This window comes from Pseudomonas sp. LFS044 (assembly GCF_047978245.1).
Taxonomy (GTDB): Bacteria; Pseudomonadota; Gammaproteobacteria; order Pseudomonadales; family Pseudomonadaceae; genus Aquipseudomonas.
Genome location: NZ_JBFPFX010000012.1, coordinates 52643 through 70319, shown reverse-complemented (window position 1 = coordinate 70319; position 17677 = coordinate 52643). Strand labels below are relative to the sequence as shown.

Genomic DNA, 17677 nt, shown 5'->3' with positions numbered 1-17677 from the left:
GCTGCTGTCTGTTCGCTACCGAACAGACCGGCCTCGCGCCGGCCGTGCAGACTGAGGGTCTGACCGGCCAGCTCGCGGTAACCCCGACACCATGGACGCCCCTTGGCTTCGCCCCCTCGCCTACCTCCAACGCCTGGCCAGCCGTGCCCGGGGCTGGCGCACGCCGCGGCACAGGTTCACCTACGAGAGCCTGCTGCGCTCGGAGCTCTACAGCGCCAAGCAGTTGGCCGACCACGGCATCTGGCTGGCCAGCCAGCATCGCTTGAGCCAGCTGCCTGCCGACGACTCGCTGCTCGATCGCCTGGCCGATAACGAGCGCATGCTCTATACCAGCTGTTCTGCCCTGGCCGCCAGCCTGCCCGGGGCCCGCCCGGCATTGCCGGCCGCGCAATGGTTGCTCGACAACTTTTACCTGGTCGAAACCCATATCCGCATCGCCAAGCGCCATCTGCCGTCCGATTACAGCCTGCAGCTGCCGCGCCTGGACAACGGCCCCTCCAGCGGCCTGCCGCGGGTCTATGACATCGCGCTGGAAACCATCTCCCACGGTGATGGCCGGGTCGATGGCGACAGCCTCAGCCGCTTTGTCGAAGCCTATCAGCACACCGCCCCGCTGACCCTGGGCGAGCTGTGGGCGATCCCGATCATGCTGCGCCTGGCGCTGATCGAAAACCTGCGGCGGGTGGCGGCCCGGGTAATGGCGAACTGGGCAGACCGCGACCTGGCCAATGGCTGGGCCGACAAGCTCAGCGAAACCGCCGAACGCGATGCCAAAAGCGTGGTGCTGGTGGTGGCCGACATGGCCCGCTCGGCCCCGCCGATGACCCCGGCCTTCGTCGCCGAACTGGCCAGGCGCCTACAAGGCCACGGCAGCACCCTGACCCAACCGCTGGCGTGGATCGAGCAGATGCTTGGCGAGTCGGCGCTGAGCATCGAGCGCAGTGTGCAACTCGATGCGCAACAGCAGGCCGTCGACCAGTTGTCCATCAGCAACAGCATCGGCAGCCTGCGCCTGCTGTCGACCATCGACTGGCGGCTGTTCGTCGAGCACCTGAGTCATGTGGAACAGGTGCTCAGCCAGGACCCGGCCGCCGTCTACCCGGCCATGGACTTTGCCAGCCGCGACCACTACCGGCACATTGTCGAACGCCTGGCGCGGCATAGCGCATTTGCCGAAGTACAGGTCGCACACGCGGCCATCGCGCTTGCCCAGGCCGCAGGCGCCGGGGCAGATGACCTGGCCAGGCATGTCGGCTACTTCCTGGCCGGCGAGGGCCTGCCTGCGCTGGAACGCCAGCTTGGTGCACGGCTTGCGCTCGCCGACCGTTGGCAACGCCTGTTGCACCGGGCGCCGCTGGCGTTCTACCTGGTGCCGGTGGTGCTGCTGTCAGGCCTGCTGGCCTGGGGCTTTCTCGGCACGATTGTCGGCGAGGGCTGGCCGGCCTGGGTTGCGGCGCTCATGGCCATCCCCCTGCTGCTTGCCACCAGCCGCCTGGCCGTTGGCCTGGTGAACTGGCTGGTCACCCTGACCGTCAAGCCGTCGTTCCTGCCACGCCTGGATTACACCCTGGGCATCCCGGCCGACGCGCGCACGCTGGTGGCCGTGCCCTGCATGCTGGGCAGTGCCGGTGATGTCGAGGCGCTTGTCGAAGGCCTTGAAGTGCGCTTTCTGGCCAACCGTGACGCGCACCTGCATTTTGCGCTGTTGAGTGATTTCGTCGACGCCCAGCAACAGACCTGCCCAGGCGACCAGGCCCTGCTCGACCTCGCCAGCGACGGCATCCAGGCCCTCAATGGCAAGTACCCGAACCCGGGCTGCGCGCGGTTTTTTCTGATGCATCGGCCCAGGGTGTGGAACGCCACCGAACGCTGCTGGATGGGCCGTGAACGCAAGCGCGGCAAGCTCGCCGAGCTCAACGCCCTGCTGCGCGGGCACGGTGCCGATTGCTTCATGCTTACCGTTGGCGATGTACACACGCTGGGCGATGTGCGCTATGTCATCACCCTGGACACCGACACCCTGCTGCCGCGCGACACGGCGCAGAAGTTCGTCGGCGCCATGCAACACCCGCTCAACCGCCCGCGTTTCGACCCCCAGACCGGCCGCATGCGCTCGGGATACGCGATATTGCAACCGCGGGTGGGCATCAGCCTGCCCAGTGTTTCGCGCTCGGCCTATGCGCGCCTGTTCGCTGCCGATGCGGGGGTCGACCCCTACACCCAGGCGGTTTCGGACGTGTATCAGGACCTGTTCCTCAGCGGCTCGTTCATCGGCAAGGGCATCTACGCGGTGGATGCCTTCGAGCAGGCCCTGGAGGGGCGCTTTGCCGACAACCGAATACTCAGCCATGACCTGATCGAGGGCTGCTATGCGCACTCCGGCCTGCTCAGCGACGTGCAGTTGTTCGAAGGTTACCCGGCGCGCTACAGCGCCGATGCCAAACGGCGTCACCGCTGGATCCGCGGTGACTGGCAATTGCTGCCGTGGCTGTTGCTAGGCCAGCGCAGTGGCGACCGGAGCCCGCTGAGTGCGCTGTCGCGCTGGAAGATCTTCGACAACCTGCGCCGCAGCCTGGAGCCCGCAGCCCTGCTGACGGTGTTGCTGTGGGGCTGGCTGGCCAGCGCCTCGCCCCTGTTCTGGACCATGGCGTTGCTGGGATTGCTACTGGTGCGCCCGTTGCTGGATGCGCTGTTGGAGGTGCTGCACAAGACCACTGACGTGCTGCTGGCCGAGCACCTCCTGGCAGCCCTGCGAACCTCGGGCATCTACTTTGTGCGAGCCGGGCTGTTCCTGGCCTGGCTACCTTTCGAAGCCAGCTACAGCCTGGGGGCCATCGCCCGCACCCTGTGGCGGCTGGCCGTGAGCAAACGCCGCCTGCTGCAATGGAACCCCTCGCAAACAGAGGAACGCAGCAGCGCCGATACCTTGCAGGCGGTGTACCGCGAGCAGTGGCTGCAACCGGCCCTGGCGCTGGCCTTGACCGGCGCATTGGCGCTGCAGCCAGGCACCCTGTTGCTGGCCTCGCCAATCCTCACCCTTTGGCTACTCGGCCCGGCACTGGCCTGGTGGCTTAGCCGCGCGCGGGTGCGCACCGCGTTTGCCCCCTCGGCCGGCGACCTGCGCTTTCTGCATCGGCTGGCGCGGCGCAACTGGGCGTTCTTCGACTGCCATGTCGGCCCCGCTGACCACTGGCTGCCGCCTGACAACCTGCAGGAGCCGCCCTTCCCCAGCATCGCCCATCGCACTTCACCCACCAACATCGGCATGGCCGTGCTGTCGCACCTGGCGGCCCATGATTTTGGCTATTTGTCTGCCGGTCGCCTGTTCGAACGCCTGGGCCACCTATTCGACACCCTGGACGGCCTGGAGCGCTACAAAGGGCACTTCTACAACTGGTACGACACCCACACCCTCAAGCCGCTGCCGCCGCTGTATGTGTCCTCGGTAGACAGCGGCAACCTGGCCGCGCTGCTGCTGACGTTGAGGCCCGGGCTGCTGGCGATGGCCGACACCCCGGTACCGCACCCGCGCGTGACCCAAGGGCTGCTGGATACCCTCGACATACTGCTCGAGGCGTTCGCCCAGGCAGGCCGCGAGGTCGCAGAATTGCAGGCGTTGCGCCGCGAGGTCGCGCAAGCCCATGCGCTTGCGCAGCCGCCGCCAGCCGCACTGATGGCGCTGCTTGCCGGCCAATTGCAAGGCCTGTTGAGCAAGTACGCCCTGCTCGCAGCCGATGACACGCAGGGCGATGAGTGCGGGTTCTGGCTGCAGATGATGCTGGAGCAGTGCCTGGACCTGGCCAGCGAGCTGCAAGCTGTGCAGCTACCGGGCAGTCATGATCCGGGGTTGCCTGGCACCCTGAGCTGGCAACAACTGGCAAACCTGGACCCAGGCCAGTGGCCAAGCGCCGATCAGGCCGCAGTGAGGCAAGTGCGTACCTTCGCCCTGCAGCGCATCGCCCAGGCGCAGCGGCTGGCGGCGCGCATCCCTGCGCTGGCCGACATGGACTTCAGCTTCCTCTACGACAACGACCGCGACCTGTTCGCCATCGGCTACAACGCTGACGAGCATCGCCTGGACGCGTCTTTCTATGACCTGCTGGCATCGGAAATGCGCCTGACCAATTTCGTCCTCATCGCCCAGGGCCAGGCCCCCCAGGCCAGCTGGTTCGCGTTGGGCCGGCTGCTGACCAGCAATGCCGGCGTGCCGGTGCTGCTGTCGTGGTCCGGTTCGATGTTCGAGTACCTGATGCCGCTGCTGGTGATGCCCAACTACGAGGGCACCCTGCTCGACCAGACCTGCCAGGCCGCCGTCAGCCGGCAGATCGAGCATGGCCACCTGTTGGGTATCCCGTGGGGCGTTTCGGAGTCGGCCTACAACGCGCTGGACACCCACTTCAATTACCAGTACCGGGCGTTCGGCGTGCCGGGGCTGGGCCTCAAGCGCGGCCTGGGCGAAGAGCGGGTGGTCGCGCCCTACGCCAGCACACTGGCGTTGATGGTGGCGCCCAGCGCCGCCTGCCACAACCTGCAGCGCCTGAGCGCACTCGGTATGGCGGGCCGCTTCGGGCTGTACGAAGCCGTGGACTACAGCGAAGCACGGCTGCCGCCCAGGCAAGAGGCGGTGGTGATCCGTTCGTTCATGGCGCATCACCAGGGCATGAGTTTTCTGGCCCTCACCGCAGTGCTGCTGGACCAGCCCATGCAACGGCGCTTCGCCTGCGACCCACAGTTCCAGGCCAGCATGCTGCTGCTTCAGGAACGCGTACCGAAAACCGCGGCCCCGTACCTGCATACCCTGCAGTCACCGGCCGTCGACGGCGCAAGGGACAACGGTGAAGCGCGGCTGCGCGTATTTACCGAGCCCAACCGGCGCCACCCCGCCGTGCAGTTACTCTCCAACGGCCACTACCACGTCATGGTCAACCACGTCGGCAGTGGCTACAGCCACCACAACAACCTGGCCGTCACCCGTTGGCGCGAGGACGCCACGCGCGACGAGCTGGGCAGCTTCTGCTACCTGCGCGACGTCGCCAGCGGTGCGTATTGGTCCACCACCTACCAGCCGACGCAGCACCGCGGCCACAACCAGGAAGCGATCTTCAGCGATGGCCGGGCGGAGTTTCGCGTGCGCGAACGGGACTGCGACTGCCATACCGAGATTGCCGTCTCGCCCGAAGACGACATCGAGCTGCGGCGCCTGCACCTGACCAACCACGGCGACCAGCGCCGCACGCTGGAGCTGACCAGCTACGCCGAAGTGGTGCTGGCGCCGGCGCTGAGCGACGCGCTGCACCCAGCCTTCAGCAAGCTGTTCGTGCAGACCGAGCTGATCCGCCCGCTGCAGGCCATCCTCTGTACCCGGCGGCCGCGCTCGCTGCTCGATGCAACGCCCTGGATGTGCCATGTGCTGGCGGTGCATGGTGTGGATATCGACGCCATTTCCTATGAAACCGACCGCGCCCGTTTCATCGGCCGCGGCCGCACCCTGCGCGCCCCGGCAGCCCTGGACCGGCACACCGAGGCGCTGTCCGGCAGCGCCGGGCCGGTGCTCGACCCTATCGTCGCGATCCGCTGCCGCATCACCCTGGCGCCTGGCCAAGCCGCCACGGTCGACCTGGCCACCGGCGTGGCCGACAGCCGCGATGCGTGCCTGCAACAGGTCGCCCGATACCGCGACCGGCACCTGGCCGACCGGGTCTTCGACCTGGCCTGGCCGCACAGCCAGGTGCTGTTGCGCCAGCTCAACGGGTCGCTGAACGATGCCCGCTTGTTCGAACAGATGGCGGCATCGATCATTTACCCCAATGCGCTGATGCGCGCCAGTACAGCGCTGCTGGCCAGCAACCGGCGCAGCCAGTCTGGCCTGTGGGGCCAGGGGCTGTCGGGGGACCTGCCGATCGTGCTGGTGCAGATCGGCGACCTCGCCAATATCGAGCTGGTCAAGCAGATGGTGCTTGCCCATGCCTATTGGCGGCAGAAAGGCCTGGCACTGGACCTGGTGATCTGGAACGAGGACCAGGCCGGCTACCGCCAGCAACTGCAGGAAATGATCGTCGGCATCGTCACCTCTGGCAGCGAAGCGGCGCTGCTCGACCGCCCCGGTGGCATCTTCGTGCGCCCGGCGCAGCAGTTGTCCGAAGAAGACCGCGTACTGACGCTGTCGGTGGCGCGGATGGTGCTCAGCGACAGCCAGGGCACGCTGGCCGAGCAACTGCATCACCGCCGCCCTCCAGCGGCGCCTGCCGCCTTCGCGCCCACGCTGGCCAACGCCCGGCCCATGCCCGCCAGCCGCTCGCTGCCGGCTGCCCCTGCATTGCAGCTCGCCAACCGGTATGGCGGCTTCAACGCTGATGGCCGCGAGTACGTCATTGCCCATAGCCCCGGCGCGCCACCACCGGCGCCGTGGGTCAACGTACTGGCCAACCCGCGGTTTGGCAGCGTGGTGTCGGAAGCCGGCAGTGCCTACAGCTGGTACGAAAACGCCCACGAATACCGCCTGACGCCCTGGCACAACGACCCGGTTGCCGACCCTGGCGGCGAAGCGTTCTACCTGCGCGACGAGGACAGCGGCCGCTGTTGGTCGCCTACCCCGCAGCCCTGCCCCGGCCCTGGCCGCTATCGCACCCGGCATGGCTTTGGCTACAGCGTGTTCGAGTATGCCGATGATGAGCTGGACAGCGAACTCTGGGTGCACGTGGCGCTGGATGCACCGGTCAAGTTCAGCCGGCTCAAGTTGCACAACCGCGCCGCGCGGGCGCGGCGCTTGTCGGTGACCTGCTTCGTGGAATGGGTGCTGGGTGACCTGCGCAGCAAATCGGCGCTGCATGTGGTCAGCGAGGCCGACCCGGTCAGTGGCGCGCTGTTCGCCCGTAACGCGTTCAACATCGAGTTTTCCGGGCATGTGGCGTTTCTTGATTGCGACCTGCCGTCGCAAGGCATTACCTGTGATCGCAGCGAATTCCTTGGGCGCAACGGTGATTACCCGTCGCCCGCCGGCCTGCGCCAGGCGCGGCTGTCTGGGCGCATGGGCGGCGGGCTCGACCCTTGCGCGGCGTTGCAGGTCGGCCTGCTGTTGGCGCCTGGCGACAGCCTGGAAGTGGTGTTCCGCCTCGGCGCCGAGCGCGATGCCACGGCCGCCAGCCGTTGCGTGCAACAGTATCGCGGGCTTCGCACAGCCATGGACGAATTGGACAAGGTGCAGCGCTACTGGCGCGAAACCCTCGATAGCGTACAGATCGAAACACCAGAACCTGCACTGGATGTATTGGCCAACGGCTGGTTGATGTACCAGGTGATTGCCTGCCGCTTCTGGGCACGCAGCGGCTTTTACCAGTCGGGTGGCGCCTTCGGTTTCCGCGACCAGTTGCAGGACAGCATGGCCATGCTCCACGCAGCGCCGGCCGTAGCGCGCCAGCACCTGCTGAGCTGCGCGGCGCACCAATATGTCGAAGGTGATGTGCAGCATTGGTGGCACCCTCCGATGCAACGTGGCGTGCGTACCCGCTGTTCGGACGACATGCTCTGGCTGCCATTGGCGACCAGCCGCTATGTGGCGATCACCGGCGATTACACGGTACTGGATGAACCGGTCGGCTACCTGGCCGGGCGTGCGCTGAATGCCGGTGAAGAGTCGTATTACGACCTGCCCGCCCACGCGAGCCTGGTCGAAAGCCTGTATCAGCACTGCCAGCGCGCCCTCCAGCACGGGCTGCAGTGCGGCGTTCACGGCCTGCCGCTGATGGGCAGCGGCGACTGGAATGACGGCATGAACCGCGTCGGCGAGCAAGGCCGTGGTGAAAGCGTGTGGCTGGGCTTTTTCGGCCATGAAGTGCTGCGCGCGTTCGGCAGCGTGGCCCTGCACCACGGCGACAGCAGCTTTGCCCTGCACTGCACGACGCAGGCCGCCGCCCTGGCGGAAAACCTCGAACGGCATGCCTGGGACGGCAACTGGTATTGCCGGGCCTGGTTCGACGATGGCCAGGTGCTGGGGTCGGCGAGCAACCAGGAATGCCGGATCGACTCGCTGACCCAGAGCTGGGCGGTACTTTCCGGGGTTGCTTCGCCCGAGCGCGCACGCGCCGCCATGACCGCGCTCGAGCACCACCTGGTACGCCGCGACCTGGGTGTGGTCAAACTGCTCGACCCGCCCTTCGACCGTGGCAGCCTGGACCCTGGCTACATCAAGGGTTACCTGCCGGGCGTGCGCGAAAACGGCGGGCAGTACACGCACGCGGCGATCTGGGCCGGCATGGCCTATGCGCAGTTGGGCAATGCCGCCAAGGCCTGGGAGCTGCTGCGCCTGATCAACCCGGTGCGCCAGGGCAGTGATGAGCTGATCGACACCTACAAGGTCGAACCCTATGTGATGGCCGCCGATGTCTACGCCCTGGCACCGCACATCGGGCGTGGCGGCTGGAGCTGGTACACCGGTTCCGCAGGCTGGATGTACCGGTTTATCGTCGAGCACCTGCTGGGCCTGCAACGCCGCGGTGACAGCTTGCGCATCCAGCCGCTGCTGCCGGCCCATTGGCCCGGCTTCACCCTGCACTATCGGTTTGGCAGCACCCTCTACCGCATCGAAGTGCGCAACGGTGCCGGCGCCGAATTGACCCTGAGCCTGGATGGCCAGTTGCTCGACCAGGCCACGCTGCCCTTGCAGGATGATGGCGGCCAGCACCACGTGATCGCCCAGTGCCAACCGTCGCCCTTGCCCACAGCCTGAGCCTCCCCTGGACTAGGCTTGTTGCCACAACAGCTGCCCGCGACGGTCCCACGCATGCAATCGGTGTTCAACCCCAAACAGAATTACCTGCTCGCGGCCTTGTCGGCGCAGACGTTCAGCAGGCTTGAGCCGCACCTGGAGCGCGTCAGCCTGCCGTTGGGCAAATCACTGTACGAATCGGGCGATACCCTGCGCCATGTGTATTTCCCCGCCGATGCGATCGTCTCGCTGCTGTACGTCATGGAAAACGGCGCGTCGGCGGAAATTTCGGTGGTGGGCAATGAAGGGCTGGTGGGCATTGCAGTGTTCATGGGCGGTGAAAGCACGCCCAGCCGCGCCATCGTGCAAAGCGCAGGGCATGGCTACCGCCTGCCGGGCGAACAGCTCAAGGAGGAGTTCAATCGCCATGGCGAACTGATGATGCTGATGCTGCGCTACACCCAGGCACTGATCACCCAGATGGCACAGACGGCGGTGTGCAACCGGCACCATGCCATCGACCAGCAACTGTGCCGCTGGCTGCTGCTGTCGCTGGACCGCCTGCCGGGTGACCAGCTGCGCATGACCCAGGAGTTGATTGCCAACATGCTCGGTGTGCGCCGCGAGGGTGTGACCGATGCCGCCGGCAAACTGCAGCGGTTGGGGGTGATCGAGTACAACCGCGGCCATATCCGGGTGCTCGACAGGGCACGCCTGGAGCAGCTCAGCTGCGAATGCTACGCGGTGGTGAAGAAAGAGACCGACCGGCTGCTGCCCTACCTGCCGCCCGTTTAGCAGCCCGCGCAGGCGTGCCAGGCAAAACAGGCTACGCTCGGTACTTCGAAGGCTCATTCGTCGCTCGGGCGGCTCAACGAGGGTGCAGCAATGGCGACAATCGAGACAACTGCGTTCGCGCAGGGGCTGTTGCAGGTGGAGAACAGCTGGCAGGCGTACCTCGCATCGCAAAAGCGGGCAGAAGGCCTGAGCGGTGAGCAGCTCAGTTGTGCGCTCAAGGTCTGCACCCGGGATTACGTCAGGTTTCAGAACCAGAGCCAGCAGTTCTATGCGGAAGTTCGCAAGCGCGTGGGGGATGCTGAAAAGCTGGAGAAAGACAAGGCGCTGTATCCACACCACTACCTCGACAAGCACTGACGGCGAACGCCCGTGGCAGCAACTTCCTTGAGTTGCCTGGGCGGGCCTCATCGCTGGCAAGCCAGCTCCCACAGGTTCTGCGGCGCGCTCGCGGGCTTTGTTCTCAGCGCGGCAGCGCAGCCCGAAGGGCTGGGTAATCTCCCACAGGTCCTGCATAGGGCTTGGGGCCGATGCCGTTGAAGTGGGAGCGCGCAGCCTCAGTTACTCACGGCTTCATTTTCTGCCACGGCTGGTAGCTGTACCGCTCCGCCTCCGAGGCTCGCGAAGGGTCTGGGCGGCCAGAGCCCTTCACGCTTTCCTTGCGCGCCTGCTCATCCCCGTGATCATCATGATCTTGCGCATTCGAGCCCTCGCCTTCTTCACTGCCCTCTTCGTCTTCGCCGGTTGGCCAGTCTGCTTCCTCATCGGGGTTGCCACCTGGGGCGTCGATATCGGTGAAGCTCTTGCCAATGGTCATACACACCTCTCGATGCTCAGAAGTCCTGAGCTTTCTTGAGTGTGCGCCTTCGCGCTTGGCAAAGGGTTTATATCGGACCAACAGCCCACTGCCTGCACCTGCTTCACCCACCTGTGAACTGCCGTCACACCCGGTATGACGCTGTGCCAGCTAATCCCGTGTGCCTTTGCCGCTTAAGGTAGCCCTGCAAGGCCGTGCAGCTGGCGGCCCATGACAACAACAAGCGTGCAACCGAGGTGCAAGCCGATGCGTGGCGATCAAGAAAAGACTAACAACAAGCTGGGGACTGGCTTGAAAGGCAGGCAGGTCACGATGATCTCGATCGGCGGTGTGATTGGCGCCGGGCTGTTCGTAGGCTCCAGCAATGCCATCGCCGCCGCCGGGCCAGCGGTGCTGGTGGCGTACGTGATCGCCGCGGCAATCGTGGTGCTGGTCATGCAGATGCTTGGCGAAATGGCCACGGCGCGGCCGGACACGGGCTCGTTTTCCTCTTACGCCGACCAGGCCATCGGGCGCTGGGCGGGGTTTTCCATCGGCTGGCTGTACTGGTGGTTCTACGTGCTGGTAATCGCCATCGAAGCCATCGTCGCGGGCAACATCCTCGGTGACTGGTTAGGCTTGCCGCACTGGTTCACGGCCTTTGCCATGACCCTGGTGCTGATCTTCTGCAACAGCCTCAGCGTCGGGTCGTTCGGCACGCTGGAATACTGGCTGTCGCTGTTCAAGGTGGTGTCGATCGTCAGCTTCATCGGCCTCGGCGTGCTGGCGATCTTCGGCCTGCTGCCGGGCTCGGCCACCAGCGGCATCAGCAACCTGTACGCCAACGGCGGGTTCGCCCCCAACGGCAACGTGGCCATCGTCGCCGCACTGCTGACGGCCATGTTCAGCTTTCAGGGCAGCGAGGTGGTGACCATCGCCGCCGCTGAGTCGCGTGACCCGAAAGCCAATATCAAGAAGGCCATCCGCGCTGTGGTATGGCGCCTGGGCCTGTTCTACCTCGGCTCGATGTTCGTGGTGGTGTGCCTGGTGCCGTGGAACGCACCGGGGTTGGCGCAGGGCTCGTACCAGGCGGTACTGACCGCGATGAACATCCCCTGGGCGCCGGGCATCATGAGCATCGTGGTGCTGGTGGCGGTCACCAGTTGCCTGAACTCGGCCATCTACACGGCCTCGCGCATGGCCTACTCGCTGGCACGCCGCGGCGATGCACCCGAGGCGGTTTCACGCACCACTGCCAAGGGTGTGCCACTGCTGGCCGTTGCCCTCACCTCAGCCGCTGCGCTGGCGGCACTGGCAGCCAACTACCTGCTGCCGGCCCAGGTGTTCCAGTTTCTGCTGGCCACCAGCGGCGCGTTGGCCCTGCTGATGTACCTGGTGATCGCCATTACCCAGCTGTGCATGCGCCGCAAACTGGTGGCGCTGGGCAAGCAGCTGGAGGTGCGCATGTGGCTGTTCCCGTGGCTGACGCTGTTCACCATCGTGCTGATCGTCAGCGTGTTCGCGATCATGGCGGCGTTCCCCGGGCAACGGGCCGAGCTGCTCAGCACCCTGGGGCTGACCGCCGTGCTGGTCGCCATCGGCACCTACCTGCAAAAGCGCCAGCCGGCGCTGTCGGCGCAGCGCAGCGCGTTGCAGTTCGAAGCCAGCACGCCGTGACGCGCCGTCACAGCGGCTGTGCCGCGCACGCTCTTTTGCCTTCTGTAACGCAGCCCTAACCTGGCTGTACCCCGGCCCACAGCGGGCCGGGCAATCCAACAAATCAAACTGTGGAAGCCCTTCATGAGCATTGCGCCAAAACCCGACGAACTGGCCATCCCTTATCAACTGCCGCAAGTGCCGTTCATGTCCCCCGACATGGTGCACCCCGGGGTACTCGGCAAGTGGCTCGAAGACGACCAGCTGTGGGTGCCGGTCACCGCTTCGGTGTCATTCAAGCCGCTGCTGCTGAGCGTCTCTGGCGGCTACTACATCAACCTGCTGCGGGTGCGTCAGAGCGGTGTGCTGTCGCGCCACCGCCACACTGGCGGGGTGCATGCGCTGGTGCTCAAAGGCCGCTGGTACTACCTGGAGCATGACTGGATCGCCGAAGAAGGCTCGTTCGCCTTCGAGCCGCCAGGTGAAACCCACACCCTGTTCGTGCCGGAAGACGTCGAAGAGATGATCACCTGGTTCCACGTGCAAGGCGGCTATACCTATGTGGACCCGCAGGGCGTCGCCGTGGGCTACGAGGACGTGTTCACCAAGCTGGAAACCGCCCGCGCTCACTACAAGACGCTGGGGTTGCCCGACGACTACATCGAGCAGTTCATTCGCTGAGCTGCCTCACCCCACTGGCGTAGCCACCGCTACGCCGGTTGCCACCCCGACGCGGCGCTGCCAGCATCCTGCTGATTGATGGAGGCAGAACATGGACAACTACTCACAACTGCTGGCCTTCCTCGGCGCCGCCGAGCACGGCAACTTTTCTGCTGCGGCGCGTGCTTGTGGCATGACCCCGTCGGCCATCAGCAAGCTGATTTCGCGCCTGGAGGACCGCCTGCACGTGCGCCTGTTCCAGCGCGGCACCCGCAGCCTGACCCTGACCGAGGAAGGCGCCGCCTACCTGGTCAGCGCCCGCGCGGTGAGCAATGCCATGGCCGAAGCCGATTCGCTGGCCGAGGCCTTCCCCACCCGCGTCAGCGGCACGTTGCGGGTGCACACCATGACCACCTTCGCCAAGCACCAGATCATCCCTTGGCTGCCGGAATTCCTCGCTGCCTACCCGGGGCTGACCGTGGATATCCAGGTGGGTGCGCAGTTCAGCGACCAGTTCGACCAGGGGCTGGACGTGGCCATCCACAGCGGCGTGCTGCCCGACTCGTCGCGCATCGCCCGCAAGATCGGCCAAAGCCGCTGGGTCATCTGTGCATCGCCCAGTTACCTGGCCGCGCACGGCACGCCTGAACACCCGGGGCAGCTGCTGCAGCACAGCTGTTTTTCCTTCGGCTTCAGCAGCGTGTGGAACACCTGGGGGTTCGTGGTCGATGGCCAGGCCGTCACCGTTCCCGTGGTGCCCAAGGCCACCTTCGCCCAGGGCGACTTGCTGCGCGACTTGGCACTCAGCGGCGCCGGCATCGTGCGCCTGGCCGAATTTCACATCGGCCAGGACATCCAGGAAGGCCGCCTGGTGCCGCTGCTGCAACGGTATGCCCAGGACAGCGTCGAACCGATCTACATGATCTACACCAACCGCAAACACCTCAGCCCACGCATCCGGGTGTTCCGCGACTTTCTCGAACAGAAGCTCGCGAGCAGCCCATGGAACACCCGCTGAGGCACAGAACAGGGCCAGGCGCACCGCCAGCCCTGTACCGCACAACAACACAGAGGTACACATGCGCAATCTCGTAGGCGATGTTTCCAGCGCCGCTCGCATCCTCCCGGCACTCGACGGCCAGGCCCTGTTCATCCGTAACGGCAAAGGCCCGCACCTGTGGGACGACCAGGGCCGCCAGTACATCGACACCGCACTGGGCTTCGGCGCCGTGCTGCTCGGCCATGCCAACGCCAGCGTCAACGCGCAGGTGGCCGAGGCCCTGGCCGACTCCGCTTCGCCTTCCTGGGCCCACGTGCGCGAGCACGCCGCCGCCACCGCGTTGGCGGCCCATACTGGCGCCCTCAGCCGGGTGATCTTCACCAATTCCGGCAGCGAAGCGGTGCACCTTGCCTGCCGTGCGGCGCGCGCCTATACCGGGCGCGGCCGCATCGCCAAGATGGCGGCCGGCTTCGACGGCTGGTTCGACGATGTCAGCTTCGGTAACGTCGGCTCACCCGAAGCCGCGTTCGCCGATGGCGAGCGCCCCGCCACGGCGCGCACCACGCTGCTGCGCTTCAACGACTTCGACGACGTCGAGCGGTTGTTCGACGAAGACCAGGACATCGCTGCGGTGATCCTCGAACCCATGCTCGCCAATGCCGGCTGCATCATGCCCGCGCCAGGCTACCTGCAGCACGTGCAGGCGGTGGCTCACCGCCACGGTGCGCTGGTGATCAGTGACGAAGTGCTGATGGGGTTTCGCCTGCATCCCGGGCTTGCCAGCCTGCACGCCGGCCTGGACCCGGACATCGCCAGCGTCGGCAAGGCCATCGGCAACGGCGTGCCGGTGTCGGCCATCGTCGGCAAGCCGCATATCCTCGCGGGCTTCGAGCAAGGCAAGGTACTGCGCGGCGGCACCTTCAGCGGCAACCCCCTGGCCTGCGCGGCGGTGCTCGCCACGCTGGAGCAACTGGACGCTGCCGACTACCCACAGCTGATCGCACGCGGCGAGCAGCTGCGCCAGGCCGTACAAGCGATCTTCAAGGCCCAGGGCATCACCATCAGCACCAGCGGCTACGGCAACGTGTTCGCCATCTGGCCATCCGCGCGTGCGCCGTCCACCTATGCAGAAGCGGCTGCGTTCGGCGATGCAGGCTTCAGCCAGGCCCTGCACCTGGCGCTGCGTGCGCAGGGGCTGCTGGTGATGCCGTCGCAGTACGGGCGGATCTACCTGTCGTTCGAGCACAGCGATGCAATCGTGGAGCAGATGACGCGCGCGTTCGAAGCAGCTGCTGTGCAGCTGGCGCCGCGTTTTGCCGATAGGAATTGATGAGCCACGGGGTCAGCATTTTTCTGGAAGCCTGAGCAGCTTCGCAGCCACCATCCAAATGGCCCGCTACGACATCAGGGGCGACTCGCACGGGGCGGCAGTGAGACTGGGGTGGAAGGCAATCAGGCTTCCACTCTTGCGTGTAGTCCATTTCCCAAACACAAGCGTGCCGGCCATTTTCCGTTGCGGGCGCGATGTGAGCGTTCTAGGCTCGGCCGATCACTTGAATCAGCGATCGGCTCGAGGCATTCCTGCCCGGCTCTATCGCAATGTCTCCAGGGAAGTATGCGTGCTCAGACTATTCGCCGCTTTACTCATGATGGTGCTGAGTACCAACGCCTGCCTCGCCAGCGTTGGTGAAGATCAAGCCAACTCATTTGCCAATCTTTACCTTAGGCTTTGCATGAGGCACGTCACAAATCTGGAAGCACTTCGAATATTGCTACGGCCGCTGCCAACCCTCCCTCCCGAACAAGCCGAGCCTTTTGTGAGCGGCCGCACTGCCGACATCTGGCCTGTTCCAGACAAACACGGAACGTTCTTGCTGGCAATTTCCCGAGAAAAGAACACCTGTTTCATATCTGGCCGCAGGGCCGACACGGAGGCGACAGTCAAGCTGTTCACCAAGCTGGTTGCAACGGCGCCTCCTCCGTTGATTTCAGTCCAGGTACAGGACGAGCGTGGGCAAACCCCTGCCGGAGAAACTCACACCCTTGCCTACACGTGGTCACTTCCTGGTGAGCGAACAAAAATGCTGTTCACCCTCACAACAGCCAAGTCTCAATTCGCACGGCTTCAAGTGCTGGGTTCGGCAGCATTCGTAACCGAATAAAATCCGCAACAAGCGTGCACACCCCAGCCCGCAGGATGGCCGGTCACGGTAAATCGCTGATTGCTGTGGCTTGATCCATCCGTTGCGGCTACCTTGAAGTTTCACTCAAGGAGTGCGGACATGGCCGATAAATATGTTGGAAAAATAGTCGGAGTTGGCACGGATAATGTGAATTACGTCATTAACATCTATCAGGATGAGACAGTGGAGCGCTCGCCCAATGGCATGATTCGACATCCCGGCTTAAAGCATTTTGAAATGCAGTTTGGGGGTGCCGTAAACAAGATTTCCGAACGCGAATACGAGATCGTAGCGACGGGCGTGAGGGTCACTGTGCAGGACAGCGACAGCTAGGGTTCACGTCATGCGGCCAAATCCCCAGGCCACCGCCCGCTCATAGTGTGCACCCGAGTGGGCCTGGCACACCGGTCACTCGGACGGCCCTGATCTGGATCGCCATGTGGGCATGATAGTATGCAGAACCCAGCGCGACTGTCTTGAGTGCAGGCTGGGCACCCGCAAAGTTGACGGTGTGCCTAGGCGCTGGATGAAACGCATTTGCACCACAGAAAGGAGTATGGATGGAGGTCTGTTACGACGCTGAGCGGATGACGCTGAGTTGCGATCAGTTAACAACCACGCTCGGCAGCAATGAAAGTGACATGTTGCTCGCGCTAATAGCAGGCATTACCGATAAAGAAGCGATCATCGCCCGGGTTTGGGGTGGGCGGGGGTTGATTGTCTCGGACAGCAGTTATTATAAAACCGTGCATGCGCTTCGTTCAAAGCTGGTTGATATTGGCGTACCTCGTGACAGTTTGAAGACGTTGCCTAAACGAGGTTTGATACTGCTTTGCGAAATCACCCTGATCTCTGCGGACCCTGCAGTTGAACGCAATATGCCATTGCACACTGCCCCAGATAGCGCTGGTGCGTCAGTTGTCGACAGTGAAGATACCCCTGGCAATGGCAGTCCGCACAACGACTGTGCCGACAAAAAGACAAACTCAGTTACGGCGCCCCTGCCGTTGCGTGACGGGTGGATACGCAGAAATAGCCACTTGTTCTTGCCAAGCCTCGTCATTCTTGGCGCTTTGTTGCCGGCTGTTTATGCCTACCTTATGTTTCACAAGCCCCCTGACCTGGAAGCGTGGAAGCGTGTATGGGCCAGTGAAGATGCAACGCTATATGCGGAAGCCAGTGAACGCATGTCAAAGGATGACGTGTTGACGGCGATGACGGGATTCGAGCCACCGCTGGCTTTGAAAGACAGCAACTTTTATATACGCAAGCCTCTCAGCCAACTACTGATCAGCTGTGTCAAACCAGAAAGCCACGGGGAGGCGTTGTGCGTAAACTATCTACGCGTTGGAAAAAAGTGATTGGCCTTACCTCCCTGGTTTCAATAGTGACCTTTGGAACTTTGATAGGCAAGTACGCAATATCCGTGTACAAAGATATCCCCCGGGCACCGTGCAGCGCCTCCATTGACTTCGTCCACGTGGAGGATGGAGAGGGGCTTTGGCGCGGCGTGGGGGATATGACGATCGACCCCAATGAAGGGGCCATTTATGTCTACTACCAAGTGGTAACACCGCACGGCGTGAAATACCTGTACGACCGACGGTTCGAGTTATCGATGACGCACCTGGATACCTCGCGGTACCTTTTCAAAACCCGCAGCGTTTCAATCTTCGATGGCGATACGGCGGGAGGCAACATCCCCTTCATGGCACGTGGGTTTCAAGGGGGTGTGATGACCTTCAATGCGTTTTCCGATTTCGAATACTACTTCAATGTGAACAACCTGGTTGTGGGTGTGTGCCATGTGCCGCGTTAGTCAATGTCACACGCCTGGAACCCGCAATCGCCGGTGACTCCGGCGCAGGGCCGCCCGTGCGCCACGT

12 protein-coding genes are annotated in these 17677 nt (G+C 64.3%); 11 read left to right on the top strand and 1 reads right to left on the bottom strand.

Features of this window, described 5'->3' with window-relative positions:
* Positions 1-91: 91 nt before the first annotated feature.
* The 3 genes from ACNQPL_RS12575 to ACNQPL_RS12565 all read left to right on the top strand — a co-directional run bounded on the left by ACNQPL_RS12575 (position 92) and on the right by ACNQPL_RS12565 (position 9856).
* Positions 92-8725: a GH36-type glycosyl hydrolase domain-containing protein gene (locus ACNQPL_RS12575; RefSeq protein ID WP_416466910.1), complete on the top strand. Its 8634-nt coding sequence runs from the start codon at positions 92-94 to the stop codon at positions 8723-8725.
* 54 nt (positions 8726-8779) lie between these two features.
* Positions 8780-9499, top strand: a complete 720-nt coding sequence (locus ACNQPL_RS12570) for a Crp/Fnr family transcriptional regulator (protein WP_346612478.1) — start codon at positions 8780-8782, stop codon at positions 9497-9499.
* Positions 9500-9589: 90 nt separating this feature from the next.
* Positions 9590-9856 (top strand): hypothetical protein, encoded by a 267-nt coding sequence (locus tag ACNQPL_RS12565; RefSeq protein ID WP_346612477.1) that lies wholly within the window; start codon positions 9590-9592, stop codon positions 9854-9856.
* Between the two features lie 205 nt (positions 9857-10061).
* Here the strand turns inward: ACNQPL_RS12565 and ACNQPL_RS12560 are convergent, their stop codons facing one another.
* Complete coding sequence (locus ACNQPL_RS12560) at positions 10062-10313, bottom strand: hypothetical protein (RefSeq protein WP_346612476.1); 252 nt, start codon at positions 10311-10313, stop codon at positions 10062-10064.
* 246 nt (positions 10314-10559) lie between these two features.
* Here ACNQPL_RS12560 and ACNQPL_RS12555 point away from each other — a divergent pair, with 246 nt between their 5' ends.
* The 8 genes from ACNQPL_RS12555 to ACNQPL_RS12520 all read left to right on the top strand — a co-directional run bounded on the left by ACNQPL_RS12555 (position 10560) and on the right by ACNQPL_RS12520 (position 17610).
* Entirely contained in the window at positions 10560-11969 is a 1410-nt protein-coding gene (locus ACNQPL_RS12555; protein WP_416466909.1) for an amino acid permease, read from the top strand.
* A 123-nt stretch (positions 11970-12092) separates the two neighbouring features.
* Entirely contained in the window at positions 12093-12629 is a 537-nt protein-coding gene (locus tag ACNQPL_RS12550; protein ID WP_416466907.1) for a 2,4'-dihydroxyacetophenone dioxygenase family protein, read from the top strand.
* Between the two features lie 91 nt (positions 12630-12720).
* On the top strand, positions 12721-13626 hold the full coding sequence (locus ACNQPL_RS12545; protein ID WP_416466906.1) for a LysR family transcriptional regulator: 906 nt from the start codon (positions 12721-12723) through the stop codon (positions 13624-13626).
* A gap of 61 nt (positions 13627-13687) precedes the next feature.
* Positions 13688-14938 carry an aspartate aminotransferase family protein gene (locus ACNQPL_RS12540; RefSeq protein WP_416466905.1) on the top strand — a complete coding sequence of 417 codons (1251 nt, stop codon included), beginning with the start codon at positions 13688-13690 and terminating at the stop codon, positions 14936-14938.
* A gap of 289 nt (positions 14939-15227) precedes the next feature.
* Positions 15228-15770 (top strand): NMCC_0638 family (lipo)protein, encoded by a 543-nt coding sequence (locus tag ACNQPL_RS12535; RefSeq protein WP_416466904.1) that lies wholly within the window; start codon positions 15228-15230, stop codon positions 15768-15770.
* Positions 15771-15890: 120 nt separating this feature from the next.
* On the top strand, positions 15891-16124 hold the full coding sequence (locus ACNQPL_RS12530) for a hypothetical protein (protein ID WP_416466903.1): 234 nt from the start codon (positions 15891-15893) through the stop codon (positions 16122-16124).
* A gap of 227 nt (positions 16125-16351) precedes the next feature.
* Entirely contained in the window at positions 16352-17152 is an 801-nt protein-coding gene (locus tag ACNQPL_RS12525; RefSeq protein WP_416466902.1) for a winged helix-turn-helix domain-containing protein, read from the top strand.
* A 65-nt stretch (positions 17153-17217) separates the two neighbouring features.
* Complete coding sequence (locus ACNQPL_RS12520) at positions 17218-17610, top strand: hypothetical protein (protein ID WP_416466901.1); 393 nt, start codon at positions 17218-17220, stop codon at positions 17608-17610.
* Positions 17611-17677 lie beyond the last annotated feature (67 nt).

What these genes read in the sequence shown, in the direction of transcription:
- ACNQPL_RS12575 (WP_416466910.1), top strand. Translation starts at nt 92, where the DNA reads ATGGACGCCCCTTGGCTTCGCCCCCTCGCCTACCTCCAACGCCTGGCC.
- ACNQPL_RS12570 (WP_346612478.1), top strand. Translation starts at nt 8,780, where the DNA reads ATGCAATCGGTGTTCAACCCCAAACAGAATTACCTGCTCGCGGCCTTG.
- ACNQPL_RS12565 (WP_346612477.1), top strand. Translation starts at nt 9,590, where the DNA reads ATGGCGACAATCGAGACAACTGCGTTCGCGCAGGGGCTGTTGCAGGTG.
- ACNQPL_RS12560 (WP_346612476.1), bottom strand. Translation starts at nt 10,313, where the DNA reads ATGACCATTGGCAAGAGCTTCACCGATATCGACGCCCCAGGTGGCAAC.
- ACNQPL_RS12555 (WP_416466909.1), top strand. Translation starts at nt 10,560, where the DNA reads ATGCGTGGCGATCAAGAAAAGACTAACAACAAGCTGGGGACTGGCTTG.
- ACNQPL_RS12550 (WP_416466907.1), top strand. Translation starts at nt 12,093, where the DNA reads ATGAGCATTGCGCCAAAACCCGACGAACTGGCCATCCCTTATCAACTG.
- ACNQPL_RS12545 (WP_416466906.1), top strand. Translation starts at nt 12,721, where the DNA reads ATGGACAACTACTCACAACTGCTGGCCTTCCTCGGCGCCGCCGAGCAC.
- ACNQPL_RS12540 (WP_416466905.1), top strand. Translation starts at nt 13,688, where the DNA reads ATGCGCAATCTCGTAGGCGATGTTTCCAGCGCCGCTCGCATCCTCCCG.
- ACNQPL_RS12530 (WP_416466903.1), top strand. Translation starts at nt 15,891, where the DNA reads ATGGCCGATAAATATGTTGGAAAAATAGTCGGAGTTGGCACGGATAAT.
- ACNQPL_RS12525 (WP_416466902.1), top strand. Translation starts at nt 16,352, where the DNA reads ATGGAGGTCTGTTACGACGCTGAGCGGATGACGCTGAGTTGCGATCAG.